The sequence below is a fragment of the Paraburkholderia sp. RL18-101-BIB-B genome, assembly GCF_046026985.1.
Taxonomy (GTDB): Bacteria; Pseudomonadota; Gammaproteobacteria; order Burkholderiales; family Burkholderiaceae; genus Paraburkholderia.
The window spans coordinates 21,347-45,970 of sequence record NZ_JARESV010000021.1; the positions used below are offsets into that span (position 1 = coordinate 21,347).

The following is a 24,624-nucleotide window of genomic DNA, read 5'->3' on the forward strand; positions in this document are numbered from 1 at the left end:
GCACTCGCTATAATCACGGACCGGACGTCATTTTACCGACGCCGCTCCCTTTTGCCCAAGGCCGCCGCGCATTGTCGCCCGGCCGGGGCCCGAAGCCGGTTTCGTCGGCTGCTTTATTCGTTGTCTCATTGGTCGTTCACTGTTCTCATTCCGATGTCTCAATCCGACTCCGCCGCGTTCATTGCCGGTTATCCGCTGAAGGCGCACAACACCTTCGGCTTCGACGTTCGTGCGCAGTTTGCGTGCCGCATCGAGCGTGAAGAGCAACTGATGGCCGCGGTGCGCGACCCGCGCGCCGCCGGCCTGCGGCGGCTCGTGCTGGGCGGCGGCAGCAATGTCGTGCTGACCGGCGACTTCGGCGGTGTGGTGCTGCTGATCGCGCTGCAAGGCCGCCGCGTCGTGCGCGAGGACGATGACGCATGGTACGTCGAGGCGGCCGGCGGCGAGCCGTGGCATGAGTTCGTCGGCTGGACTTTGTCGCAAGGATTGCCCGGGCTCGAAAATCTCGCGTTGATTCCGGGGACGGTGGGCGCGGCGCCGATTCAGAACATCGGCGCGTACGGGTTGGAGATGTGCGAGCGCTTCGCGTCGCTGCGGGCCGTGGAGCTGGCTTCCGGTGACGTGATCGAAATGGATGCGCAGGCGTGCCGCTTCGGCTATCGCGACAGTTTTTTCAAGCGGGAAGGGCGCGACCGGTTCGTGATTATGTCGGTGACGTTCCGTTTGCCGAAGGTGTGGCAGCCGCGTGCCGGCTACGCGGATCTCGCTCGCGAACTGGCCGCCAACGGCCATGCCGAGACGCCGCCGACCGCGCAGGCCATTTTCGATGCGGTGGTGGCAGTGCGGCGCGCCAAGCTGCCTGATCCGCTGGAGCTCGGCAATGCCGGCAGCTTCTTCAAGAATCCGGTGATCGACGCGGCGCAGTTCGACGCGCTGAAGGCCAGGGAGCCGGACGTCGTGTCGTACGCTCAGCCGGATGGGCGGGTGAAACTTGCCGCGGGCTGGCTGATCGATCGATGCGGCTGGAAAGGCCGCGCAATGGGCGCAGCGGCGGTGCATGAGCGGCAGGCGCTGGTGCTGGTCAATCGCGGCGGCGCGAGCGGGGCGGAAGTGCTGGCGCTTGCGAAAGCGATTCAGCGCGATGTGCTGGAGCGGTTTGGGGTCGAGCTGGAGGCGGAGCCAGTTTGTTTGTGACGATTGGCTGATGATAAAAAAGGCGCCGGGAGTTTCCTCCCGGCGCCTTTTTTGCATCTGCGTTTTGGCTTCAGCCGAGCCTCGCGGCGCTTAACTTCGCTTGCGCGAAGTTAGCCTTCACCAAAACGCTCGCCGTCAACCGCGCTGACGACGCGCATTCTCCGCAATCCGCATACGCAGCGCGTTCAGCTTGATGAACCCGCCAGCGTCGGCCTGGTTGTAAGCGCCGCCGTCGTCGTCGAACGTGGCGATGGTCTTGTCGAACAGCGTTTCCTTCGAATCGCGCGCGACCACCGACACGCTGCCCTTGTACAGCTTCACACGCACCCAGCCGTTGACCTTCTCTTGCGTATGGTCGATCAGCACCTGAATCGCGCGTCGCTCCGGGCTCCACCAGTAGCCGTTATAAATCAGCGACGCGTAACGAGCCATCAGGTCGTCTTTCAGGTGAGCGACTTCACGGTCGAGCGTGATCGACTCGATGCCGCGGTGCGCCTTCAGCATGATCGTGCCGCCCGGCGTTTCATAGCAGCCGCGCGACTTCATGCCGACATAACGGTTTTCCACCAGATCCAGACGGCCGATGCCGTGCTTGCCGCCCAAACGGTTCAGTTCGGTGAGCATTTCCGCAGCCGACAGACGTTTGCCGTTGATCGCAACCGGATCGCCGTGCTCGTATTCGATGTCGATGTATTCAGCCTGGTCCGGCGCCTGTTCCGGCGACACGGTCCAACGCCACATATCGGCTTCGGCTTCCGCCTTCGGGTCTTCCAGGTGACGGCCTTCGAACGAGATGTGCAGCAGGTTCGCGTCCATCGAATACGGCGCGCCGCCTTGCTTGTGCTTCATTTCGATCGGAATGCCGGCCTTTTCCGCGTACGCGAGCAGTTTTTCGCGCGACAGCAAGTCCCATTCACGCCACGGTGCGATCACCTTGATGCCCGGTTCCAGCGCGTAGTAACCGAGTTCGAAGCGAACCTGGTCGTTGCCCTTGCCGGTTGCGCCGTGCGACACCGCCTGTGCGCCGCTGGCGCGGGCGATTTCGATCTGACGCTTGGCGATCAGCGGACGCGCGATCGACGTGCCCAGCAGGTACTCGCCTTCATAGATCGTGTTGGCGCGGAACATCGGGAACACGAAGTCACGCACGAATTCTTCGCGCAGGTCTTCGATAAAGATGTTGTCCTGCTTGATGCCGAGTTGCAGGGCTTTCTTGCGCGCCGGTTCCAGCTCTTCGCCCTGGCCGATGTCGGCCGTGAACGTGACGACTTCGGCGTCGTAATTGTCCTGCAACCACTTCAGGATGACGGAGGTGTCGAGGCCGCCCGAATAGGCGAGCACGACTTTCTTGATATCGCTCATGGTGAACTCGTAGCTGGAGAAAGCGGGAAAACAAGGCGCGCCGGCGGTCCCGGAGCGCGGAAAACCACTATTTTGACACTAAACCGCAGCGTGCCCGCGTTTTTGGGGCAGTGCGGTATTCAAGCCGGGTCCGCTTATCGCCTCGGACGCCGGCTCGATGCGTGGCGCTAAACGTGGATGCCTTGCCTCGTATTCAAGGCCCCGTCGCGCTTCACGCAGATGCTGCTCAACGTGCCGGCCAGCGGCTCGCTCAGTGATTCAGCTTGCCGAGCAGCAGGTATTCCATCAAGGCCTTTTGGACGTGCAGACGATTTTCGGCCTCGTCCCACACGACGCTTTGCGGGCCGTCGATCACTTCCGCGCTCACTTCCTCGCCGCGGTGGGCGGGCAGGCAGTGCATGAAGAGCGCATCGGCATTGGCGCGCGCCATCATGTCGGCGTCGACGCACCAGTCGGCGAAGGCTTTTTTGCGCGCTTCGTTTTCGGCTTCGAAGCCCATGCTGGTCCAGACGTCGGTGGTCACGAGGTCGGCGCCGGAGCAGGCCTCGTTCGGATCGTCGAATTCTTCGTAGAACGGCGCGCTTTCGGCGGCGACCATGGCGCGGTCGAGCTTGTAGCCCGGCGGCGTGGACAGGCGCAGCTTGAAGCCGAGAATCTGCGCGGCTTCGATCCACGTGTACAGCATGTTGTTGGCGTCGCCGACCCACGCGACCGTCTTGCCGCGAATCGGTCCGCGATGCTCGAAGTACGTGAAGATGTCCGCCAGCACCTGGCACGGGTGATATTCGTTGGTCAGCCCGTTGACCACCGGCACACGCGAGTTCTCGGAAAAGCGCTGGAGTATGTCCTGGCCGAACGTGCGGATCATGATGATGTCGACCATGCGCGAGATCACTTGCGCTGCGTCTTCGATCGGTTCGCCGCGACCGAGCTGCGTGTCACGCGTGCTCATGAAAACGGCGTGGCCGCCCAACTGGAAGATGCCGGCTTCGAACGACAGGCGCGTGCGTGTCGAATTTTTTTCGAAGATCATCGCCAGCGTGCGATCGTGCAACGGATGGTAGGTCTCGTAGTTCTTGAATTTGCGTTTCAGAATGCGCGCGCGTTCCAGCACGTACTCGTAGTCTTCCAGCGAGAAATCCTTGAACTGCAGGTAGTGGCGAATTTTCTTGGCGGTCATGAAACAAATACGGCGGTCTCACCCGGCAGGATTGCCGGACGGCGCCGCCGTCGTTTGTGGTAACTCAAAGCAGCATAAAGGATTTCGCCCGGTTTGACGAGTCGGCCAAAAGGCCGGGAAAGCTGTCTGAAAGCCTTGTGGAACGCTCCTGGAACCGTTGCTTATGTCTTGTGTGCGCTGCGGAAAAAGGTCCGCTGCGCTATAATCTACGGGTTATCCCAAAGCCCAGCAGGCCGGTATTCCGCTTGTGGGACACGGCTCGCGCGGTTCGGAACAACCTGCTTGCGGTGCGCCGTCACGACGAGCGACAAGGTGGCTTGGCCGGCTCTTCGCGGTTTCTGGTGATGCGGCTCGCCATCGTGGCACGGTCGGCGAGTCCCAGGCAATTCAGAGCCGTTTCGTCGTCCGCTTTGCCGTCATCCCGCTGGGCAGTCACACAGGTATTCCTACATGGCCGAAGCAGCTCCAACCGAATATTTCATTCAGGGCATCACGTCGACGGGAAAAAAGTTTCGGCCGAGCGACTGGTCGGAGCGTCTCGCAGGCGTCATGGCCTGTTTCGGCCCCGGCGCAAGGAAGGGGCCGAACGCCTATTTGCAGTACTCGCTGTATGTCCGGCCGACCATGATCGGCGACCTCAAGTGCGTGATTCTCGATTCGCGCTTGCGCGACATCGAGCCCATGGCTTTTGACTTCGTCCTTAACTTCGCGAAAGACAACGACCTGGTCGTGACCGAGGCGTGCGAGTTGCAACTTGAGCACGCCGCGCCGCAAGAGAAAAGACACGTGATCTAGCGCGAACGTGCTTGATTGGCGAAGGCAAAAAGCAAAAACCCGCTGGCAGCGGGTTTTTTTATGGGCAGTCCGTTAGTCATGCGCGCGACGAATTGCGCGAGACAGTGCGGATCTGTCGGTCCGAAGCAAAAAAGCCCGCCGAGGCGGGCTTTTCTGTGCAGCGGAAACAGGAGGTAGCCCACCGAAGCGGGCTGACCGGAATTACTGCGCTGCGGACGCTTGCAGACCCTTGATGGCTGCAGCGAGACGGCTCTTATGGCGAGCAGCCTTGTTCTTGTGAACGATTTTCTTGTCGGCGATGATGTCGATGGTCTTCGACGATGCCTGGAAGATCTCAGCGGCCTTGGCCTTGTCGCCGGCGTCGATCGCCTTGCGGACAGCCTTGATAGCCGTGCGGAACTTCGAGCGCAGTGCCGAGTTGTGCGAGTTTGCCTTGGCGGCCTGGCGGGCGCGCTTGCGTGCTTGTGCGGAGTTAGCCATGACGGTTCCTTATCCTGTTCCTGTTTCCAGTACCTGACCTTCAAGTGGTGAGGTGCTGCTTTTAGATCGAACTCTTGGAAGCGATTGCCCAAGAGCGCAAAAGTGTCGAAAAAAATCGATCGGACTACGCGAAGGCAGGCCTGTGTTTTCGGGGTGTGCGAGGGTCTTGGCAGGCGCTGTGGCGCCGCTCCAAACCCCGTCCGAAAGTTGAGCGAGCTTCGAAACCGGCGATTATAGCAACAAAATCAGGCACGTGGCAACGGGAAAGCGCTATGACGCTGCGCCGCCGTGTTGCGTAAAGACCTGCGCCCAGTCGGCAGCGCAGCGGGCGCGAGCGTGTCGCCCCCGGGCATAAGGCGGGCGCGGGGCGAGTCCAGCGGTCCCAGGACGGCGCGGCCGAGCCACAAAAAACGCGCCGATCCGCTCATCGGATCGAACGTCCGCGCGGCAAATCGGTCGGAATCGCGTTCCGGCTCGTCGTCCGCACTCGCGGCACCCGTATAATAAGCGCCCCATGAATCTATTCCGAGCCCTGCTGACGGTCAGCGGCTTCACGCTGCTGTCGCGCGTGACCGGACTGGCCCGCGAAACGCTGATCGCACGCGCGTTCGGTGCCAGTCAATACACTGACGCGTTCTACGTCGCCTTCCGCATTCCGAACCTGCTGCGCCGCATCTCCGCCGAGGGCGCGTTCTCGCAGGCCTTCGTGCCGATCCTCGCCGAGTTCAAGAACCAGCAAGGCCACGACGCCACCAAAGCGCTGGTCGACGCCACGTCGACGGTGCTCGCCTGGGCGCTCGCAATCCTCTCGCTGATCGGCGTGGTGGGCGCGTCGGGCGTGGTGTTCATCGTCGCCTCGGGCCTCGCGCATGAAGGTCAGGCGTATGCCCTCGCGATCACCATGACGCGCATCATGTTCCCGTACATCATTTTCATTTCGCTGACGTCGCTGGCGTCGGGCGTGCTGAATACGTACAAGAACTTCTCGCTGCCCGCGTTCGCGCCGGTTCTGCTGAACGTCGCGTTCATCGTCGCGGCGGTGTTCGTCGCGCCGCGTCTGCAAACGCCGGTTTATGCGCTCGCGTGGGCGGTGATCGCCGGCGGCGTGCTGCAATTCATCGTGCAGCTGCCGGGGCTGAAAAAGATCGACATGATTCCGCGCATCGGCCTGAATCCGGTGAAGGCGCTCGCGCATCGCGGCGTCAAGCGCGTGCTGTCCAAGATGGTGCCCGCGATGTTCGCCGTCTCGGTCGCGCAGATCAGCCTGATCATCAACACGAATATCGCGTCGCGCATCGGGCCGGGCGCCGTGTCGTGGATCAACTACGCCGACCGGCTGATGGAGTTTCCGACCGCGCTGCTGGGCGTCGCGCTCGGCACGATCCTGCTGCCGAGCCTCTCCAAGGCGCACGTCGATGCCGATCCGCACGAATACTCGTCGCTGCTCGACTGGGGCTTGCGTGTTACCTTCCTGCTGGCCGCGCCGAGCGCCGTCGCGCTGTTTTTCTTCGCGCAGCCGCTGACGGCCACACTGTTCCACTACGGCAAGTTCGACGGCAATTCGGTGGTGATGGTCTCCCGTGCGCTGTCGGCGTATGGCGTCGGCCTGATCGGCCTGATCCTCATCAAGATCCTCGCGCCGGGTTTCTACGCGAAGCAGGACATCAAGACACCGGTGAAGATCGGGGTCGGCGTGCTGATCCTCACGCAGTTGAGCAACTATCTGTTCGTGCCGATTTTCGCGCACGCGGGCTTGACGCTGAGCGTCGGGCTCGGCGCTTGCGGTAATGCGCTGCTGCTGTTTCTCGGTCTGCGCAAGCGCGGCATCTATACGCCGTCGAGCGGCTGGCTCAAATTCTTCGTGCAGTTGTTCGGCGCCTGTCTGGTGCTGGCCGGCACGATGCACTGGCTGGCCATCAGCTTCGACTGGATCGACATGCATAGCCGCCCGGTCGATCGCATGGTGTTGCTCGCAGCGTGCCTCGTTCTGTTCGCCGCGCTATATTTCGGTATGCTTTGGCTGATGGGCTTCAAGTACGCGTATTTCAAAAGGCGAGTGAAGTGATCACGATGACGCGAGTTCTCGACTATTTCAGCACGCTCGTCGCCGAAGACGACAGTCTTCCGCTGACCGAGGCGGCGCTCTCGCTCGCGCAGGACGCCTATCCCGATCTCGATCTGCAAGGCACGCTCGCCGAGATCGACGAACTGGTGGTGCGCCTGCAGCGTCGCATGCCGGACGATGCCGACATCAAGCAGAAGGTCGGCATTCTGAACCGGTTCTTCTTTCGCGAGCTGGGCTTCGCCAGCAATCTCAACGATTATTACGACCCCGACAACAGCCATCTGAACGCGGTGCTCAAGCGCCGCCGCGGCATTCCGATTTCGCTGGCGGTGCTGTATCTGGAAATGGCCGAACAGATCGGCGTTCCAGCGCGCGGCGTGTCGTTTCCCGGTCACTTCCTGTTACGCGTGACGACGCCTGACGGCGACGTCATGCTCGATCCGACCAGCGGACACTCGCTGTCCGAATCGGAGATGGTGGAGATGCTGGAGCCGTATGTGGCATCGGCGGGCGAATCGGTGAGCAGGGCGCTGCGCATGTTGCTGCAACCAGCCACGCGCCGCGAGATCATCGCGCGAATGCTGCGCAATCTGAAGTCCACGTATCTTCAGACGGAACGTTGGCAGCGTCTGCTGGCGGTGCAGCAGCGTCTCGTGATCCTGCTGCCGGAGAGTATCGAGGAAGTGCGCGATCGTGGCTTCGCTTATGCGCGGCTCGATTACCTGCGGCCCGCGCTCGAAGATCTCGAGCGCTATCTCGGCGACCGGCCGGATGCCGAGGACGCGACCGTGGTGGAGTCGCAATTGCACGAACTGCGTCAGCGCACACAGCACGACGACCGCGAGTAAACGAGCAAGCGGCCACGCGTCGCACCAGAACCACGCAAAAGAAAACGCCTGCACATGATGATCATGTGCAGGCGTTTTTCATTGACGCGGGCTATACGAAACCGCGCGCCGTACGCAGGCTTACTTCGGCTGCATCCGAATCGCGCCGTCCAGACGAATCACTTCGCCGTTGAGCATCGGATTGTCGAAGATCTGCTTGGCGAGCATCGCGTACTCCGCCGGTTTGCCGAGACGCGGCGGGAACGGCACCATCGCGCCCAAGGCGTCCTGCACTTCCTGCGGCATGCCGAGCAGCATGGGCGTTTCGAAAATGCCCGGTGCGATCGTCATCACGCGGATCGCGTTGCGCGACAGGTCGCGTGCGATCGGCAGCGTCATGCCGACCACGCCGGCCTTGGACGCTGCATAAGCCGCCTGGCCGATCTGGCCGTCATACGCGGCCACCGACGCCGTGTTGATGATCACGCCGCGCTCGCCGTTCGCGTTCGGCTCGTTCTTCGACATAGCCGCGGCGGCGAGCCGGATCATGTTGAAGGTGCCGATCAGATTGATCGAGACGGTGCGCGCGAACGAGTCGAGCGGATGGGGGCCGTCCTTGCCGACCGTTTTGACGGCCGGCGCGACGCCCGCGCAATTGACGAGGCCGCGCAGCGTGCCGAGCTTGGTGGCGGCTTCGACGGCTTGGGTGGCGTCGTCTTCGCGGCTCACATCGCATTTGACGAAGACGCCGCCGAGTTCTTTCGCGAGCGCCTCGCCGGCATCCACATTCAGGTCGGCGAGCACGACTTTGCCGCCGTTTTCGACGAACAGGCGCGCCGTGGCTGCACCTAGACCCGATGCACCACCGGTGATCAGGAAAACGTTGTCACGAATCTCCATGTCTTCTCCTTTGCTACGGTTCAGTAATGTCTAGATCGAATATCTTTTCGATGATCGATTGTAACGGCTATGCTGCAATGCGGAAAGCGAAGCGGGCCGGCGCCCGATTCACGCGCTGTCAGCGGGCGCAGGCAGAGCAAACCATTACGGATGGCTAATTAATACTGAGCGCGGACGGATAGAGAAAGCGCACCGCACTCGCGCCACGCGTTGCATAAAAAAACCCGCCGGCAAGGGGCGGGTTTTTGCAGAAGCGATCACAGACAGACGCAAACGAGCTTACTTCAACGCCTCGAACGCGCGGTCACGAATTTCGTCGACGCTGCCGAGGCCTGAAATGCGCCGATACTGCGGCGCGGTCAACGGGGTCGACGAATCGCCGTTCTTCGCCCAGGTGTTGTAGTACTCGATCAGCGGTTTGGTTTGCGCCTCGTACACTTCCAGACGCTTCTTGACGGTTTCTTCCTTGTCGTCGTCGCGCTGGATCAGCGGTTCGCCGGTCACGTCGTCCACGCCTTCGACCTTCGGCGGATTGAACTTGACGTGATACGTACGGCCCGACGCCGCGTGCGAGCGGCGCCCGCTCATGCGCACGATGATCTCGTCGAACGGCACGTCGATTTCCAGCACGTAGTCGATCGGAACGCCGGCCTGCTTCATGGCTTCAGCTTGCGGAATGGTGCGCGGAAAACCGTCGAACAGATAGCCGTTCGCGCAGTCCGGCTGCTGCAGACGCTCTTTCACCAGGTTGATGATCAGTTCGTCCGTGACCAGTTCGCCGGCATCCATGAAGCGCTTGGCTTCAAGGCCGAGCGGCGTGCCTGCTTTGACAGCCGCGCGCAGCATATCGCCGGTGGAAATTTGCGGAATGCCAAACTTTTCCTTGATGAAGGTCGCCTGAGTGCCCTTGCCCGCGCCGGGCGCACCCAAAAGGATCAAACGCATGTGATATCTCCAGATCTATGTGAATTCTTTGGTGGCGCTGCGGACGTCCCACGATGCGTCGAGGGGACCCGCATCGGCTGCCGTTCCAGGTCTCGCGCTGCACGTCGAAGACGACGGCGCTGCAAGACGGCGACGGCGCGACCGGGCAAACCCTGACTCTCGCGTGTAGCGGGAGGCGCGCACAACCGTCCGATTATGCCATGGGTTTTTCCGCTCAAGACCCGAATAAAGCCTGCACGCGCGCGAGATCGGCGGGTGTGTCGACACCGGGCAGCGGCACGTCGTGCGTGACGAGCACCGCGATGCGCTCGCCGTGCCACATCGCGCGCAGTTGTTCGAGCGCTTCGACCTGTTCGATCGGCGAGATTGCGAGGCTGGGATACGTGCGCAGGAATTGCGCACGATACGCGTACAGCCCGATATGCCGATGAACCACCGCGGGCGCGGGCGGCGCGGGCATCGACGCGACATCGGGCCAGTGCGGCTGGTAGGCGTCGCGTGCCCATGGAATCGGCGCGCGCGAAAAGTACAGCGCGACGCCGCGCCCGTCGAGCACGACCTTGACGACGTTCGGGTTGAAGATTTCGGCGGGGTCGGTGATCGGGTGCGCGGCGGTGGCGATCGCGCAGCCGTGGCTCGCCGCAAGGTGCGACGCAACGCCGCACACGAGCGCCGGATCGATCAGCGGTTCGTCGCCTTGCACGTTGACCACGATCGTCTCGTCGCTCCAGCCGAATTGCGCCGCGACTTCCGCGAGACGGTCGGTGCCGGACGGATGGTCCGCGCGCGTCAACACCGCTTCGAAGCCGTGGTCGCGGGCGGCGTCGAGCACCGCTTGCGCGTCCGAGGCGACCAGCACCTGCTGCGCACCCGATTCGCGCGCGCGTTCGGCGACCCGCACCACCATCGGCTTGCCGCCGATGTCGGCGAGCGGCTTGTTGGGCAGACGCGTCGAGGCGAGCCGGGCCGGCACGACGGCGATAAACGGGGGAGTGGTGGTGTTGGCGTGGGTCATCGGCAAGGCAAGCGCAAAGACGGGCGGCGATGAAGCCGGAAGAAATCGGCCGCGCATGCAGCGCGGCCGCGAACGGACAAGACGACGGATTCAGCTGGCGACACGCGCCACACTGACATGGCGGACGCCGCGCGCGAGCGCAGTCTGACTCAGGCCACCGAGCCCGGATTCAGATCGACCGGCGTGCCTTCTACGGTCTGCCGCGCTTCGTCGACCAGCATGACGGGAATGCCGTCGCGAATCGGATAGGCCAGCTTGTCCGCGTTGCAGATCAGCTCCTGCGCGGCGCGGTCATAGCTGAGCGGGCCCTTGCAGATCGGGCAGACGAGAATTTCAAGCAGGCGAGCGTCCACGGACTTTCTCCACAACTAATGCAATGAGGCGATGATCGAGCGCGGCTTCGACCGGGACAACCCAGATGCGCGCGTCGTGCCAGGACCCTAATTTTACCGCATCCTTTTCCGTTATCAGGATGGCGTCGGCGTCCACGTCCGTAAACGGATTGCGCTCGAACGCGTAGTGATCCGGCAGTGCGCGCGTGGCGGGCGTGAGGCCGGCGGCGCGCAGCGTAGCGAAAAAGCGCTCCGGCGCGCCGATGCCTGCTGCCGCGAGCACGCGATCGCCGCTGAACTGCGCGAGCGGACGGCGCAACGCGGGATTGTCCAGATGCCACGCGTCGGCGGGCGCGAGTTGCAGCGCGAAGGTGTTCGGCCACGCCGGCAGCGTGCGCGCGTAAGGATCGTTGATGAGCGTCGCGTCGCGGCGGCGCGACAGCGGCTCGCGCAGCGGGCCGGCCGGCAGCAGGAAACCGTTGCCGCCGAGCCGGTGATCGAACACGACCAATTCAGCGTCGCGCTCGAGCCGGTAATGCTGCAAGCCGTCGTCGCTCACGATCACGTCGACTTCACGGTGCGCGGCGCACAGCGCCTGCGCGGCCGCCACGCGATCCGGACAGACCCATACCGGCGCACCGGTGCGGCGCGCGATCAGAAGCGGCTCGTCACCGCCGACACTCGCCGCAGAGGTGGAAGTGACCCGCGTCGGCGTCTTCACGCGCGCGCCGTAGCCGCGCGACACCACGCCGGGTTTGAAGCCCGCGGCGCGCAACGCCTCGACCAGCGCGATCACGGTCGGCGTCTTACCGGTGCCGCCGACGGTCACATTGCCGACCACCACCACGGGCACACCGATGCGCACCGATTTCAACCAGCCGAACGAAAAGGCCGCGCGGCGCGCGGCGGCGATCGCGCCGAACACACACGCGAGCGGCGACAGCGCCCAGGCGAGGGGGCCGCGCTGTTGCCATTCGCGCGCGAGGCGTGCTTCGAGACGGTTGCTGACTTCGCTCATGGGCACGTCGCGCAGACGAGTGGCGCGCCGCTCGCTAAAAAGCGCCGGGACGGCGGCGTGAAGGAGCTAGGCGCAATACGCGGGGCAAGCATCAACGCGGTTCTCCGGACTATCGAAAGTGAGGCGAAAAATGAAGCGAGGCGGCAACGGACGCACTTTCGCAGTGTGCCGCAATGCCGGGCGCCGCGGGGCGTTCGGCATGCCGTCGAACCCGCCACTCTAGCGCGCGAGCGTCACGCCCGGCAAGCCGCGCGCCATGCGCCGCGCGACGAAACGGCACTTCCGGCGTTGCTCACAGCCTGTGGATAACTTTGTGGAGAACCTGCCGTCCGACGGGCGGAGAAGGCCATTCCGCGCGCCCGGTATCGGCAATCATTCTTTTTAGCGGGATGTAAACACCATATAAATCAACGACATGCCTGGAATTCATGCGGCCTCGCAGGCAATCTGGCGGGATCCGTCTGGCGGGTCCCGCCATGTGGACACTTTTAACAATTCGAGCGCGGCGCTGGACGCGGATGGTCGGTCGGTCTATCGTCTGTCCGGCCAGCCACCCATGTTCCTCGCATGAATCCCGAAAGCCCTTTTTCCTCGTCGGCGACGCCCGGCGGTGAGGTCGTCGTTCCCGTTTCGGCGCTCAATCGCGCGATCGGCACGATGCTCGAACGTTCGTTTCCGCTCGTCTGGGTCGCCGGCGAAGTGTCGAACTTCACGCGCGCCGCGAGCGGCCATTGGTATTTCTCGATCAAGGATGCGCAGGCGCAGATGCGTTGCGTGATGTTCCGCGGGCGGGCGCAATACGCCGAATTCACGCCGCGCGAAGGCGACCGCATCGAAGTGCGCGCGCTGGTGACGATGTACGAGCCGCGCGGCGAACTGCAACTGAATGTGGAAGCGGTGCGGCGCACCGGACAGGGGCGTCTCTACGAAGCGTTCCTCCGGCTGAAAGCGCAGCTCGAAGCCGAGGGGCTCTTTGCCGCCGAACGCAAACGCGCGTTGCCGACGCATCCGCGGGCGATCGGCATCGTCACGTCGTTGCAGGCCGCGGCGTTGCGCGACGTCCTGACCACGCTGTCGCGGCGCGCACCGCACATTCCGGTGATCATTTATCCGGCGCCGGTGCAGGGCGTGGGCGTGAGCGGCAAGCTCGCCGCGATGGTCGACGCCGCCAACGCGCGGCGCGAAGTCGACGTGCTGATCGTGTGCCGCGGCGGCGGCTCGATCGAAGACCTGTGGGCGTTCAACGAAGAAGTGCTGGCGCGCGCGATCGCCGAAAGCGCGATTCCCGTGGTCAGCGGCGTGGGCCACGAAACCGATTTCACGATCGCCGACTTTGCCGCGGACGTGCGCGCGCCGACGCCCACCGGCGCCGCCGAACTCGTCAGTCCGCAGCGCGTGCTGCTGCTGCGCGAGTTGGATCACCGCCACGCGACGCTCGCGCGCGGCTTCGGCCGCATGATGGAGCGGCGCGCGCAGCAACTCGACTGGCTCGCGCGCCGGTTAGTGTCGCCGGCCGAGCGGCTCGCGCGGCAACGCACGCATCTGCAGCAATTGAGCGTGCGGTTGGCGTCGGCGGGCGCGCGTCCGGTGCGCGACGCGCGAGCGCGGTTTTCGCTGCTGCAGATGCGCTGGCAGCGTTGGCGTCCGGATCTCGCCGGGCATCAGGCGAAACTCGGCAATCTTTCGCAACGTCTCGACGCGGCTTTGTTACGCCAGCATGAACGTCAGACCGCGCGCATCGACACGCTCGCCGCGCGTCTCGAAGTGCTCAGTCCGCAGCGTACGCTGGAGCGTGGCTATGCCGCCGTGCTCGACGCCCAGAGCGGACGCGCGGTGCGCGCGCCGTCGTCGTTGAAGCCGGGACGGCGCCTGACGGTGCATCTTGCGGAAGGTGCCGCGGATATCGCGCTGGCCGATGTGCAGCCGCGCCTGACCGACGGTTTCTGACACTTCGCCGACCGCCTCGGCGCCTGTACTTTTGACTGTTGCGAAGGCCGGGCACACCGGGTGCGCAAGCACTAATTACGCTGTGCGCGCGGCGTGTTCGCCAATGCCGGGCATAAAGTCCGTTGATTTGCGGGGTTATTCCAAGTCGCCTACAATCGAGTGCTCAAAAGCGTTATCCGCAGACTCCCCCACAACAGATACAGACAGAAGGAAAGCACCATGGAACATACGCTCCCGCCGCTGCCGTTCGCGAAAAACGCACTCGTGCCGAACATGTCGGAAGAGACGCTCGAGTATCACTACGGCAAGCATCACCAGACCTATGTGACCAACCTGAACAATCTGATCAAGGGCACGGAGTTCGAGAACCTGTCGCTCGAAGAAATCGTCAAGAAGGCATCGGGCGGCGTGTTCAATAACGCAGCTCAAGTGTGGAACCACACGTTCTTCTGGAACAGCCTGTCGCCGCAAGGTGGCGGTGCGCCGACCGGCGCGCTCGCTGACGCGATCAACGCCAAGTGGGGTTCGTTCGACAAGTTCAAGGAAGAGTTCGCCAAGACCGCGGTCGGCACGTTCGGCTCGGGCTGGGCATGGCTGGTGAAGAAGGCCGACGGTTCGCTCGACCTCGTGTCGACGAGCAACGCCGCTACGCCGCTGACCACCGACGCGAAGGCTCTGCTGACGATCGACGTGTGGGAACACGCTTACTACATCGACTACCGCAATGCGCGTCCGAAGTTCGTCGAAGCGTACTGGAACATCGTCAACTGGGAATTCGCGTCGAAGAACTTCGCGTGAGATTGCCGGTGAGTTTGAAACTGGCGCCGCCGGCTGGCTGATCCGGTCGCGGCGTTGATCGTCGAACTCCGTAGCCATTGCAGGAAAGAAAAGCCCTCAAATGCGAGGGCTTTTCTTTTCCCTGGCGTGGCTTGCTGTCGCGCGTCAGTGCGTCGAAGGGTCTCGACGGGGCTCGCGCCCGAGATGCATAGGATTGCTTTTCACACGCCGCGGCGCATGAATCTTTGTCACAGTTGGTAACGGCACGCCGGCTTCCAATTCGCATTCAGCCTGCCGACAGCGTGTCCAGATGCAGGCGGAAAAAATACGGTAACTATCTCGTAAACAAAGCGCCCGCAAATTGGCCTAACGTATGTTTCCCCTATGAAGAAACGTGCGCCACCATGATCTCAAGTCCTCAATCGATACGCGTCGCATTGCCTGTGGCTGCGGTCGCACTGGCGCTCCTCGGCGGTTGCGCGGTGGTGCCGCCGAGCGGTCCATCCATCGTCGCGCTGCCGCGCAGCGGCGAGCCGCTCAATCAGTTCCAGCAGGACGACTACAACTGCCGCGACTACGCTTATCGCTCGACCAACGCCACCGGCGCCTCGCAGGCCGCGACCACGAACAGCGTCAATAGCGCGGCTATCGGCACGCTAGGCGGTGCCGCTGTCGGTGCGCTCTTTGGCGCAGCGGCAGGCAATCCCGGCGCGGGCGCGGCCATTGGCGCGGGCAGCGGCTTGCTGATCGGCGGCGCGACCGGCGCCAACGGCGCACAGTACGCGGGCGGTAGCCTCCAGGCGCAGTACGACGCGGCGTACGCGCAGTGCATGGTATCCAAGGGCAACACGATTTCGCAGCCGCGGATGCCGGTCTATGCGCCGCAACCGGTATATGTTGCTCCGCCGCCCCGTTATTACGGGCCGCCTCCGGTAATGTATGCGCCCTATCCGTACTACTGATCGAATCTCGCCGAGCGTCCGGGGCCACTGAATCGTATCGCCGTCACGCATTGCCTCGTATGGCGGAGAGAGGCGACACGATGGCGATAAACGCCTTTGCAAACAGCGTACGGTTAATTAGCCGTAAGGGCGATGACTGTGTTCGGCGAGCGGGAGACGCGCGTGGCGGGCTCCTCTCTTACGGCACGCGACGTGAGTCACGGCGCGCACCGTCGGTTGTGCGGAGCTGACCGTCGCATCGTTCAAGAGACGAGGCGAAAATGCGAATCTCGCAAGCTGGCGCTGAGACATCCGGGCTCGGCGCATGGACCCGTCGGGGCACGGTAGTGGCGCTGATTGCCGTCGCCTCCTGTTTCGCGTCGTGTGGCGGCGGTGGTTCGGGCGCCGCGTCGGGGTCGGCGAGCGGAAGTGGCACGTCGAGCGGCTCGGATACAGGTTCCGGTAGCGGTACGGGTTCGACCACCGGCACGGGCACCGGCACCGGAACGACCGGCACGGGCAACACACCGGCAGCGGTGACGGCCTACGCCACCGACGTCCTCATGCATCACAACGATCTCGGCCGCACTGGTCAGATGCTCGCCGAGACCACACTCACGCCGGCGAACGTCAACTCGGCGAGTTTCGGCAAGGTCGCGTTTCTTGCCGCGGACGGCAAGGTCGACGGACAGCCGCTCTTCGTCACCAGCCTGTCGATCGCCGGCACGGCCCATGACGTGGTCTACGTGGTCACCGAACACGATAGCGTCTACGCCTACGACGCCACATCTTTCGCGCAACTGTGGAAAGTCTCGCTGATCGGCAGCGGCGAAACGCCCAGCGACGACCACGGATGCCAGGACATCACCCCTGAGATCGGCATTACGTCGACGCCGGTCATCGACCGCAGTCGCGGCACGAATGGCGTGCTGTATGCCGTGGCGATGACGAAAGACAGTGGCGGCGGCTACCATCACCGGCTGCATGCGCTCGATCTGGCGACCGGCGCCGAAGTGCTCGGCGGTCCGACGGAAATCGCGGCGACTTATCCGGGCAACGGCGCGGGCAGCGTCAACGGGGTGATTACCTTTAACCCGTCGCTGCATACGGAGCGCGCGGCACTTACGCTGGTCGGCGGCAACATCTACATGGGTTGGACCGCGCACTGCATGGGGGGCTCGTACACCGGCTGGATGATGGCCTATAGCGCCGACACGCTGAAACAGACCAGCGTGATCAACATCACGCCGAACGGCAGTCAAGGGTCGATCTGGATGGCCGGCTCGGGCATGGCGTCGGACGGCACGTCGCTCTACGTCGTGGACGGCAACGGCACGTTCGGCACCACGCTGAATGCGCAGGGCTTTCCTGTCGACGGCGACTTCGGCGACTCGATGATGAAGCTCTCCTTGGGCAACCTGCAGGTCACCGATTACTTCGCGATGTCAGACGTGGTCACGCAAGCGGCCACCGACAACGATTTCGGCTCGGGCGGCGCCATGGTGTTGCCGGATCAGACCACGACAGGAGGCGTCGTCAAGCATCTCGCGGTGGCGGCCGGCAAGGACAACCGCATCTACGTCGTCGATCGCGACGCGATGGGCAAATTCAACCCGACGGCCAACAACATCTGGCAGGAGTTGATCGGCACGTTGGCGGGTGGCATCTGGGGATCGCCGGCTTACTACAACGGCGTGGTCTATTACGGCGGGCTGAACGACAACCTGAAGGCGCTGCCGGTCTCGGGGGCGTTCCTTGCGACTACCGCGGCGTCGAGGAGTCCGACCACTTTCCCGTATCCGGGCGCGACACCCGCCGTATCGGCGAACGGCGCGAGCAACGGCATTGTCTGGGCGGCGGAAAACGGCACGACCGGCGCGTTACACGCGTACAACGCGGGCAATCTCGCCGTCGAGTTGTACAACAGCAACCAGGCCGGCACGCGCGATCAATGGGGCGCGGGCAATAAATTCATCACGCCGATGATTGCGCGCGGGAAGGTGTATGTCGGCGCTACTAATGGGGTGGCGGTGTTTGGGTTGTTGTGAGCGGAAGGGGGATGGTTTCGCGTTGGGTGAGATGCGGCTGTAGTTGAGTGTGTTCGTGTGGGTGTCGGTGGTTGGCTTGCGGGTTATCTGGATCGCGGTATGAAAAAGCCCCTGTTCCTTTTTGAGGAGCAGGGGCTTTCTGTTTGGCGCTGGGCTAATGCAGCGGCAGCCACATCGGCACGGCTACACACCGCGCCAGATATCACGCTCACTCCGCATCGCTCGCAGCGGCCGTCTTACGCGGACGACGACTGCGCGGCGCCGACTTGCGTGCGGCCTTTTTTGCCGGCGCAGGCGCTTCTTCCGCTGTGGCAGAAGCGGCCGGCGCTTCAGCGGGCGCTGCGATCTCCGGAATATCGTCGATGCTTCGCGGCGCAGCTTTCTTTGCTCGCTTCGCAGCCGTCTTGCGCGGCGCGCGTTCGCTGCGGCGCTTGGGTTGCTTGCCGCTCGTCTCTCGCTCGTCCGCTTCTGCCGACCTCTCCGAGCCACCGGATTCTTCAGCGTTCGCGGCTTCAGCCTCCGCGAAAGGCGCATCCGGCAGTTCAAAAGCGAACTCGGCATTTTCCGGCGCTTGCTCGCGCACATCGTCCGCTTGAGCCTGAGCGCCACCGCCATGTTCGACGGTCGTACGCTCTTCGTACACGGTCTCCTGTTGGCCGCGTCCTGCTTTGCGATTGCCTCGTCCTCGACGGCGCGACTCGTGTTTGCCGCCCGACTCGGCGATCACCGTTTCGGCGACCTGCGCCTCATACAACTGTTCCGCCGACTCCACGACTTCGACGGGCTCGCCCGTGTTGTCGCCGGCCACATTCGCGGCCGTGCTTCGATACACATACGCGCCCGACTTCTCGTCGCGGCCGAACTCGAGCAGCCCGCGAGCATGAGCTTCTTCGAGCAGATTGCCGAAAGCGCGAAAGCCGTAGTACGTTTCGTTGAAATCCGGCTTGCGGCGCTTGATCGCGTTCTTCAGCACCGACGCCCAGATCTTGCCGCTATCGCCGCGTTCGGACGCGAGCGCGTCGAACGTTTGCACCGCGATTTCGACCGCCTTGGTGCGGCGTTTCTCGAGGTCTTCCTTGTTGCGGGTCTTCTCCTCGTCGGGCGCGCGTTTGGCCGTCGGCTGGGCGGACTGTTGCGGGCGCGACGACTCGCGCTTGGCGACGGTGCGTTGACTCTCCCGCACGAGGTCGTCGTAAAAGAAGAACTCGTCGCAGTTCGCGATCAGCAGATCGGACGTGGATTGCTGCACGCCGACGCCGATCACCTGCTTGGCGTTCTCACGCAGCTTCGACACCAGCGGCGAAAAATCCGAGTCGCCGCTGATGATCACGAACGTATTGACGTGCGATTTCGTGTAGCAGAGGTCGAGCGCGTCGACCACGAGCCGGATGTCGGCGGAATTCTTGCCCGATTGACGCACGTGCGGAATTTCGATCAATTCGAAATTGGCCTCGTGCATCGCGCCTTTGAAACTCTTGTAGCGGTCCCAGTCGCAATATGCTTTCTTCACGACAATGCTGCCCTTGAGCAGCAGACGTTCGAGCACCAGCTTGATATCGAACTTGTCGTACTTCGCGTCACGCACGCCGAGCGCGACGTTTTCGAAGTCGCAGAATAGCGCCATGCTGACAGTTTCGTTGGATGACGCCATGTATATCTCCATTGAAGCGATCGTCGAATTGGACGAATCGCGACCATGATAGCGATTCCAGCGGAGGTGATCAGCTTTTGTGTTCCGGGCGCACCGATACGGGCGGCGCGAACCCCCGACGGCGCGCGCTTTTTGTGACGTTCTCCAGGGTTCTTGCAGGCATGCCGACACCGTGCCTAAACAGTCTCAGCGTTACAGCCCTACGGCGTTGGTTCGCAGTGGGTGACCACACGGGCCACCGTGCTACCTATCCTGGTGATACGGCGCGACATTCAGCGCCGCGCGTGTTTCAAGCACTTCATCGACGAGACCGTACGTCTTCGCGGCCTGCGCCGACATGAAGTTGTCGCGGTCGGTGTCGCGGGCGATTTCCTCGATGCTGCGCCCGGTGCGCTCGGCCGTTATCGCATTCAGGCGCTCTCGCAGATAGAGCACTTCCTTCGCCTGAATCTCGACGTCCGCCGCCGTGCCCTGGCTGCCGCCCGACGGCTGATGAATCATGATGCGCGCGTTCGGCAAGGCATACCGTTTGCCGCGTTGACCGGCTGTCAGCAGAAAGGTGCCCATGCTCGCGGCGAAGCCTGTGCACAAGGTCGATACCTCCGGTTTGATGAATTGCATGGTGTCGTAGATCGCGAGGCCGTCGTACACCGAACCGCCCGGCGAATTGATGTAAAAAGAAATATCCTTGTCGGGATTCTCGGACTCCAGAAACAGCAACTGGGCGACAATCACACTGGCCGATTGCTCGTTGACGGGCCCGACCAGAAACACGATGCGCTCGCGCAGCAAGCGCGAATAGATGTCGTAGGCGCGCTCGCCGCGGCCGGACTGTTCGATCACGGTGGGCACGAGGCCAAGGCCGGTGATGGTTGAATGGCTGGACTGCATATTGACCTCGCGTATGCGGTCTGGGTGACCGCGGTTTGTGCGGAGCGTGTGGCTTCATGGCGCGAAGCCTCCAGGCTGCGCCTTAGCCGTTCCGTAACCTGCGCATTCCTTGCGCTGGTTGTTGTCCCTATGACGACGGGACACAGGGCGCCGTGACAGAAATATTTTTTTGCGGACCTGTCACATCGCTCGATGCCCAGCCGTCAAGACGAAAAGAATCAGGATGTCGGCGCGCACCCGGATCATTTCGCAGGCAGGGCGCCGCGCGCTTTTCACCACGCACGATCTGGAGGTCTACGTATGACAGAACAAGGAATCGACAAGGCATCCAGCTTCGAGGCCGTGCGCGCCCGCCTGCTCGCGCTGGCGTACCGGATGCTCGGCAGCCGCGCCGAAGCGGAAGACGTGGTGCAGGACGTCGGATTGAAATGGCACCTCGCGGACACGCAGGAGGTGCAGCTACCTGTCGCCTGGCTCACCACGATCACCACGCGCGTGGCGATCGACCGGCTGCGGCGTGTGCAGCGCGAACGCGCGTCGCAGGCCGCCGGCTGGTTGCCGGAGCTGTGGCTCGACGAGGTGGCGCCATCGGCCGAAGAACTGGCCTTGCGCGCGGCGGAGATGTCCTCTGGCGTGATGCTGCTGCTCGAGCGTCTGAAACCGGACGAACGGGCAGCGTTCGTGCTGCACGAAGCGTTTGATTGTGACTACGCGGAGATCGCGGCCATTCTCGAGCGAACGCCGGCGGCCTGCCGGCAGATCGTCCATCGGGCCAAGGCGCGCCTGCAACGCGCGGGTGCACCGGTGGAGCCCGCCGATCCCGCAGCGCATGCGCGGATCGTCGAGCGCTTGCGCACGGCGTTGGAGGCGCAGGATCGAGTCGGCTTGTTGCGGCTCTTTAGTGACGCGCCGGAAGTCGTCAGCGACGCGCCTGTGTGCGCGCCGGTGAGCACGTCTGAACCGGCGGTGGCAGGGTGGATGGATACGGTAACGTCGCTCGTCGAACACGCGAGCAACGCCGAGACGGTATCGGTGGCGGGCACATTGTGTATCGCCGTGCTCTTCGAGGGCGAGGTGGTCGGAGTACTCGACGTGTCCACGAATAGCCTGGCGGATGGCTCCACGAAGATCGTGGCGATGCGCGTGGTGACCAGCGCGGCGCGTCTGCGAGCCACCAACCGCATGCTGGGCCGCGCGGCAGTCTCGCAACTGCTCGCACGGATCCAGCAGAGCGCCATGAGCTCAGTTGCGGTGGGCTGCGACTTCCCAGTTGATGTCCACGCATAGCACCTGCGTGCCCGTCGGCGTGTGCGCGGCGATCGAGGCGGTCACGCACAGATGCGCTTCGTTGATGGATAGATAAGGCGGCGTGAGATGCACGTGGCCGGGTGTGCGCATCGCCTGGATGAAGTATGGCCGGCGCTCCCAGCTTGCGCCTTCCGAATGCAGCAGCGGACGGAAACGCTTGGCGCGTTGCGAGGCGCGCCCCGGCGGGAGCACGTTGTCGCCGATCTGCCGGCCCGACCCGTCGAGCACGAAGCAGCGTGCCGTCTCGCCGAGCATCAGAAGCGGCGCAGTGGCTTGCGCGACCGACTCGCCGGCCACCAGTTGCGCGGCGGCCGTCTCGAGCGCCGTGACATACGGTGCGAGCCGTGCCGATTGTGCGTGTTCGCGCGCGGTGACCCGTTCGCGCAGCGCCGCGGATAGCGAGTCCATCAAACCGGCCGCCGCTTGCGGTTTGACCGGTTCGACGCTCGGGCCCGCGAAGAAGGCGCCTTGCACGAAGTCCACGTTGCATTCGAGCGCGATCAGCGCGTCGCGTTCGGTGCTCAGGCCGCCCATCAGCACCAGTTGGCCGGATTCGTGCAGCAGCGAGACGAGGCCCGGCAGCACGCGTTCAATGTGCGAATGTTCGCTGGCTTGCGCGAGAATGCAGCGGTCGAGCGTGACGATGTCCGGCCGCAGATTCCACACGCGGTCAATGTTCGAATGCTTCGCACCGAAGCCATCGAGCGCGATCAGGAAGCCGGATTTGCGCAGCGCGTCGACGATTTCGGCAAAGCGCGTGGTTTCGCCGCCCGCCTGTTCGGACACTTCGAGCACCACGCGCTGCGGCGGCAGGCCGAGTGCCTTGAGGCCGGCGAGCAGCGCGTCGCCGTAACTGGTGTCCATCAGCGCGGCGGGGTGCAGGCTCAGGAAGAGCCATTCGTCGTGACTGTCGAACGCGTTGAAGTTGCCCAGATGCAGCGATTCGGCGAGCCGCCCGAGTTCGAGCAGGTCGCCGCGTCGTGCGGCTTGCGTGAAAACCTCGTGGGACGGCACTTGCAGTGCGTGTTCGTCATGGGCGCGCAGCGACGCGTGATAACCGATCGCGCGCCGGTGCGACACGGAGAAAACCGGCTGGAACACGCTGAAAACAGTGTAGCCGCCGTACAGAACGGTGCGCCGGGAGCCTTCGTCGCCGGCCATCGGGCGCGGTGGCTGGAAGCCGGGAGGATCGAGTTCGATCATGCTCATCATGTCAGTCGTGTGGAGGTGGCTGCGCGCCTGCATGCTCGACACAAGTTCGCACGCGCAAGATGTGAGTTTACAGGATTGGCGAGCAAGAACTATGCGCGTGCGGAAACACAGCATGCATGCCCGATTGTCACACTCAGATTAGACGATTGTGCGCCAGCACGGGTGCGAAGGCGACGGTTCGCACTTCGCTGGTGCGGCCCGCGCCCCGTTGCGGGTGGGTGGCGGGCGCGCAGCCGGGTAGACCCGCATCAGGTCCGTTCGGAAGGATCGGTCTTTTTCGCGGGCGTGCGGATGTCCGGCGACAGTTGCGCAAAGATCCACGACGAGCCTGCCGTGATGATGCCGACACACAGGAAGGTCGCGTGGAACGCGGGCAGCGAATTGGCGGCCGTCACGCGCGGCAGCAGGCCGGTGAAGGTCGCGAGCAGGGCGCCGGCCACCGTCACGCCGAGACTCATCGAAAGCATCTGGACCAGCGAAAACAGGCTGTTGCCGCTGCTCGCGCCGCCGGTGCCCAGGTCCTTGAGCGTCAACGTGTTCATCGCGGTGAACTGGATCGAGTTGACGCCGCCGAAGAACGCCAGTTGCACGAGCCGCAGCCACAGCGGCTGGTTCGCGGTAGTGAGCGCGAAGCTTGCCATGGTCAAGCCGACCAGCACCGTGTTGATGATCAACACGCGCCGATAGCTGTGCTTGATGATCAGGCTCGTCACCAGGCGTTTGGACGCCATGCCCGCAGCCGCCACCGGCAGCATCATCATGCCGGCTTCAAACGCGCTATAGCCGAGGCTCACCTGCAATAGCAGAGGGATCAGATAGGGCATCGCGCCGCTGCCGATCCGCGCGAACAGATTGCCGAGCAGGCCGACGCTGAAGGTGTGGATCTTGAAGAGATCGAGCGAGAAAATCGGCGTGGGCTCGCGCACGGCGTGCAAGCCGTAGGCGACAAAGCAGGCGAGGCTGAGGATCAGCAGCACCAGCACCGTGGCGTGCTGAATGCCGAACTCGGTGCGGCCGTCGAGCGCGAACGAAATCGCCACCATGCCGACGATCAGCAGCAGATAGCCTTTCATGTCGAACTTGCCGACGTGTTCATTCCGGCTATCCGGCATGTAGATGAACGTGGCGATGCAACCGACGATTCCCACCGGCACGTTGATCAGAAAGATCCAGTGCCACGAGGCGATCTTCACGAGCCAGCCGCCGAGCGTGGGGCCGATTAGCGGGCCGATGAGACCCGGGATCGCCACGAACGAGAGCGCCGGCAAATAGCGTTCGGCAGGAAAGGTGCGCAACACGGCGAGCCGCCCGACCGGCAGCAGCATCGCCCCGCCCACGCCCTGCATGATGCGGAAGGCCACGAGCTGATTCAGGGTATGCGCGTTCGCGCATAGTAACGAGGCGACTGCGAACACGAGGATCGCGCTGAAGAACACGCGTCGCGTGCCGAGCTTGTCGGCGAGCCAGCCGGACACCGGGATCATCACGGCCATCGTCAGTGAATAGGCGATCACCACCGATTGCATGCGCAGCGGCAACTCGCCGAGGCTCGTCGCCATCGCGGGGAGCGCGGTGTTGACGATGGTCGAGTCGAGGGTCTGCATGAAGAAGCCGGTGGCGACGACCCACAGCATCACGGTGAGCGAGCGGGGCGAAGGTGTACTGGACGTACCGGGCGTGGTGGCGGGCGGAGTCGGCGTGGACATGGAGGGCGGCTAGGCGCGCAGGGACGGGCT

At 63.6% G+C, this 24,624-nt stretch carries 21 protein-coding genes; 9 read left to right on the forward strand and 12 right to left on the reverse strand.

Going from position 1 to position 24,624, the window contains the following annotated elements; genetic code table 11:
* Positions 1 to 153: 153 nt before the first annotated feature.
* On the forward strand, positions 154 to 1,194 hold the full coding sequence (gene murB, locus P0D73_RS26300) for a UDP-N-acetylmuramate dehydrogenase (protein WP_408316398.1): 1,041 nt from the start codon (positions 154 to 156) through the stop codon (positions 1,192 to 1,194).
* A gap of 135 nt (positions 1,195 to 1,329) precedes the next feature.
* Here the strand turns inward: murB and P0D73_RS26305 are convergent, their stop codons facing one another.
* Positions 1,330 to 2,556, reverse strand: a complete 1,227-nt coding sequence (locus P0D73_RS26305) for an argininosuccinate synthase (RefSeq protein WP_132373350.1) — start codon at positions 2,554 to 2,556, stop codon at positions 1,330 to 1,332.
* A gap of 250 nt (positions 2,557 to 2,806) precedes the next feature.
* Positions 2,807 to 3,736 (reverse strand): ornithine carbamoyltransferase, encoded by a 930-nt coding sequence (gene argF, locus P0D73_RS26310; protein ID WP_408433391.1) that lies wholly within the window; start codon positions 3,734 to 3,736, stop codon positions 2,807 to 2,809.
* Between the two features lie 450 nt (positions 3,737 to 4,186).
* Between argF and P0D73_RS26315 the strand changes: the two genes are divergently transcribed.
* Positions 4,187 to 4,531 (forward strand): DUF3579 domain-containing protein, encoded by a 345-nt coding sequence (locus P0D73_RS26315; protein WP_132373352.1) that lies wholly within the window; start codon positions 4,187 to 4,189, stop codon positions 4,529 to 4,531.
* A 201-nt stretch (positions 4,532 to 4,732) separates the two neighbouring features.
* Here the strand turns inward: P0D73_RS26315 and rpsT are convergent, their stop codons facing one another.
* Positions 4,733 to 5,011: a 30S ribosomal protein S20 gene (gene rpsT / locus P0D73_RS26320; protein ID WP_020069158.1), complete on the reverse strand. Its 279-nt coding sequence runs from the start codon at positions 5,009 to 5,011 to the stop codon at positions 4,733 to 4,735.
* Between the two features lie 514 nt (positions 5,012 to 5,525).
* Between rpsT and murJ the strand changes: the two genes are divergently transcribed.
* Positions 5,526 to 7,076, forward strand: a complete 1,551-nt coding sequence (murJ, locus tag P0D73_RS26325) for a murein biosynthesis integral membrane protein MurJ (RefSeq protein ID WP_408433392.1) — start codon at positions 5,526 to 5,528, stop codon at positions 7,074 to 7,076.
* 5 nt (positions 7,077 to 7,081) lie between these two features.
* Positions 7,082 to 7,924 (forward strand): SirB1 family protein, encoded by an 843-nt coding sequence (locus P0D73_RS26330; RefSeq protein ID WP_132373354.1) that lies wholly within the window; start codon positions 7,082 to 7,084, stop codon positions 7,922 to 7,924.
* 120 nt (positions 7,925 to 8,044) lie between these two features.
* Here the strand turns inward: P0D73_RS26330 and P0D73_RS26335 are convergent, their stop codons facing one another.
* The 5 genes from P0D73_RS26335 to lpxK form a co-directional block, all read right to left on the reverse strand.
* The gene (locus P0D73_RS26335) at positions 8,045 to 8,803 is read right to left on the reverse strand and encodes a 3-hydroxyacyl-CoA dehydrogenase (RefSeq protein ID WP_168795051.1); all 759 of its coding nucleotides are present in this window, start codon (positions 8,801 to 8,803) and stop codon (positions 8,045 to 8,047) included.
* A 279-nt stretch (positions 8,804 to 9,082) separates the two neighbouring features.
* Positions 9,083 to 9,748, reverse strand: a complete 666-nt coding sequence (adk, locus tag P0D73_RS26340; RefSeq protein ID WP_132373356.1) for an adenylate kinase — start codon at positions 9,746 to 9,748, stop codon at positions 9,083 to 9,085.
* Positions 9,749 to 9,962: 214 nt separating this feature from the next.
* Positions 9,963 to 10,763, reverse strand: coding sequence for a 3-deoxy-manno-octulosonate cytidylyltransferase (kdsB, locus tag P0D73_RS26345; protein WP_408433394.1), 801 nt, complete (start codon positions 10,761 to 10,763; stop codon positions 9,963 to 9,965).
* A 149-nt stretch (positions 10,764 to 10,912) separates the two neighbouring features.
* Complete coding sequence (locus P0D73_RS26350; protein WP_007180583.1) at positions 10,913 to 11,116, reverse strand: Trm112 family protein; 204 nt, start codon at positions 11,114 to 11,116, stop codon at positions 10,913 to 10,915.
* Positions 11,097 to 12,113: a tetraacyldisaccharide 4'-kinase gene (lpxK, locus tag P0D73_RS26355; RefSeq protein WP_408179822.1), complete on the reverse strand. Its 1,017-nt coding sequence runs from the start codon at positions 12,111 to 12,113 to the stop codon at positions 11,097 to 11,099. The genes P0D73_RS26350 and lpxK overlap by 20 nt, the downstream gene beginning before the upstream one ends.
* Positions 12,114 to 12,680: 567 nt before the next feature.
* Between lpxK and xseA the strand changes: the two genes are divergently transcribed.
* The 4 genes from xseA (at position 12,681) to P0D73_RS26375 (ending at position 17,826) form a co-directional block, all read left to right on the forward strand.
* On the forward strand, positions 12,681 to 14,060 hold the full coding sequence (gene xseA / locus P0D73_RS26360) for an exodeoxyribonuclease VII large subunit (RefSeq protein WP_408286771.1): 1,380 nt from the start codon (positions 12,681 to 12,683) through the stop codon (positions 14,058 to 14,060).
* Between the two features lie 219 nt (positions 14,061 to 14,279).
* Complete coding sequence (sodB, locus tag P0D73_RS26365) at positions 14,280 to 14,858, forward strand: superoxide dismutase [Fe] (protein ID WP_132373360.1); 579 nt, start codon at positions 14,280 to 14,282, stop codon at positions 14,856 to 14,858.
* 383 nt (positions 14,859 to 15,241) lie between these two features.
* Positions 15,242 to 15,799, forward strand: coding sequence for a glycine zipper family protein (locus P0D73_RS26370; protein WP_132373361.1), 558 nt, complete (start codon positions 15,242 to 15,244; stop codon positions 15,797 to 15,799).
* Positions 15,800 to 16,059: 260 nt separating this feature from the next.
* Positions 16,060 to 17,826 (forward strand): PQQ-binding-like beta-propeller repeat protein, encoded by a 1,767-nt coding sequence (locus tag P0D73_RS26375; RefSeq protein ID WP_408433395.1) that lies wholly within the window; start codon positions 16,060 to 16,062, stop codon positions 17,824 to 17,826.
* A 208-nt stretch (positions 17,827 to 18,034) separates the two neighbouring features.
* Here P0D73_RS26375 and P0D73_RS26380 read toward each other — a convergent pair whose 3' ends face one another.
* Positions 18,035 to 19,477 carry an NYN domain-containing protein gene (locus P0D73_RS26380; protein WP_408433396.1) on the reverse strand — a complete coding sequence of 481 codons (1,443 nt, stop codon included), beginning with the start codon at positions 19,475 to 19,477 and terminating at the stop codon, positions 18,035 to 18,037.
* A 243-nt stretch (positions 19,478 to 19,720) separates the two neighbouring features.
* A complete protein-coding gene (clpP, locus tag P0D73_RS26385) occupies positions 19,721 to 20,368 on the reverse strand; it encodes an ATP-dependent Clp endopeptidase proteolytic subunit ClpP (RefSeq protein ID WP_408286776.1) in 648 nt (215 codons plus the stop codon).
* Positions 20,369 to 20,668: 300 nt separating this feature from the next.
* Between clpP and P0D73_RS26390 the strand changes: the two genes are divergently transcribed.
* A complete protein-coding gene (locus tag P0D73_RS26390; RefSeq protein ID WP_408433398.1) occupies positions 20,669 to 21,655 on the forward strand; it encodes a sigma-70 family RNA polymerase sigma factor in 987 nt (328 codons plus the stop codon).
* On the opposite strand, the gene P0D73_RS26395 is transcribed toward P0D73_RS26390, so the two are convergent.
* Both P0D73_RS26395 and mdtD read right to left on the reverse strand, forming a co-directional pair.
* Positions 21,611 to 22,885: an EAL domain-containing protein gene (locus P0D73_RS26395; RefSeq protein ID WP_132373366.1), complete on the reverse strand. Its 1,275-nt coding sequence runs from the start codon at positions 22,883 to 22,885 to the stop codon at positions 21,611 to 21,613. The genes P0D73_RS26390 and P0D73_RS26395 overlap by 45 nt on opposite strands.
* Positions 22,886 to 23,136: 251 nt before the next feature.
* Positions 23,137 to 24,594, reverse strand: a complete 1,458-nt coding sequence (gene mdtD / locus P0D73_RS26400; RefSeq protein ID WP_132373367.1) for a multidrug transporter subunit MdtD — start codon at positions 24,592 to 24,594, stop codon at positions 23,137 to 23,139.
* Between the last annotated feature and the right edge of the window lie 30 nt (positions 24,595 to 24,624).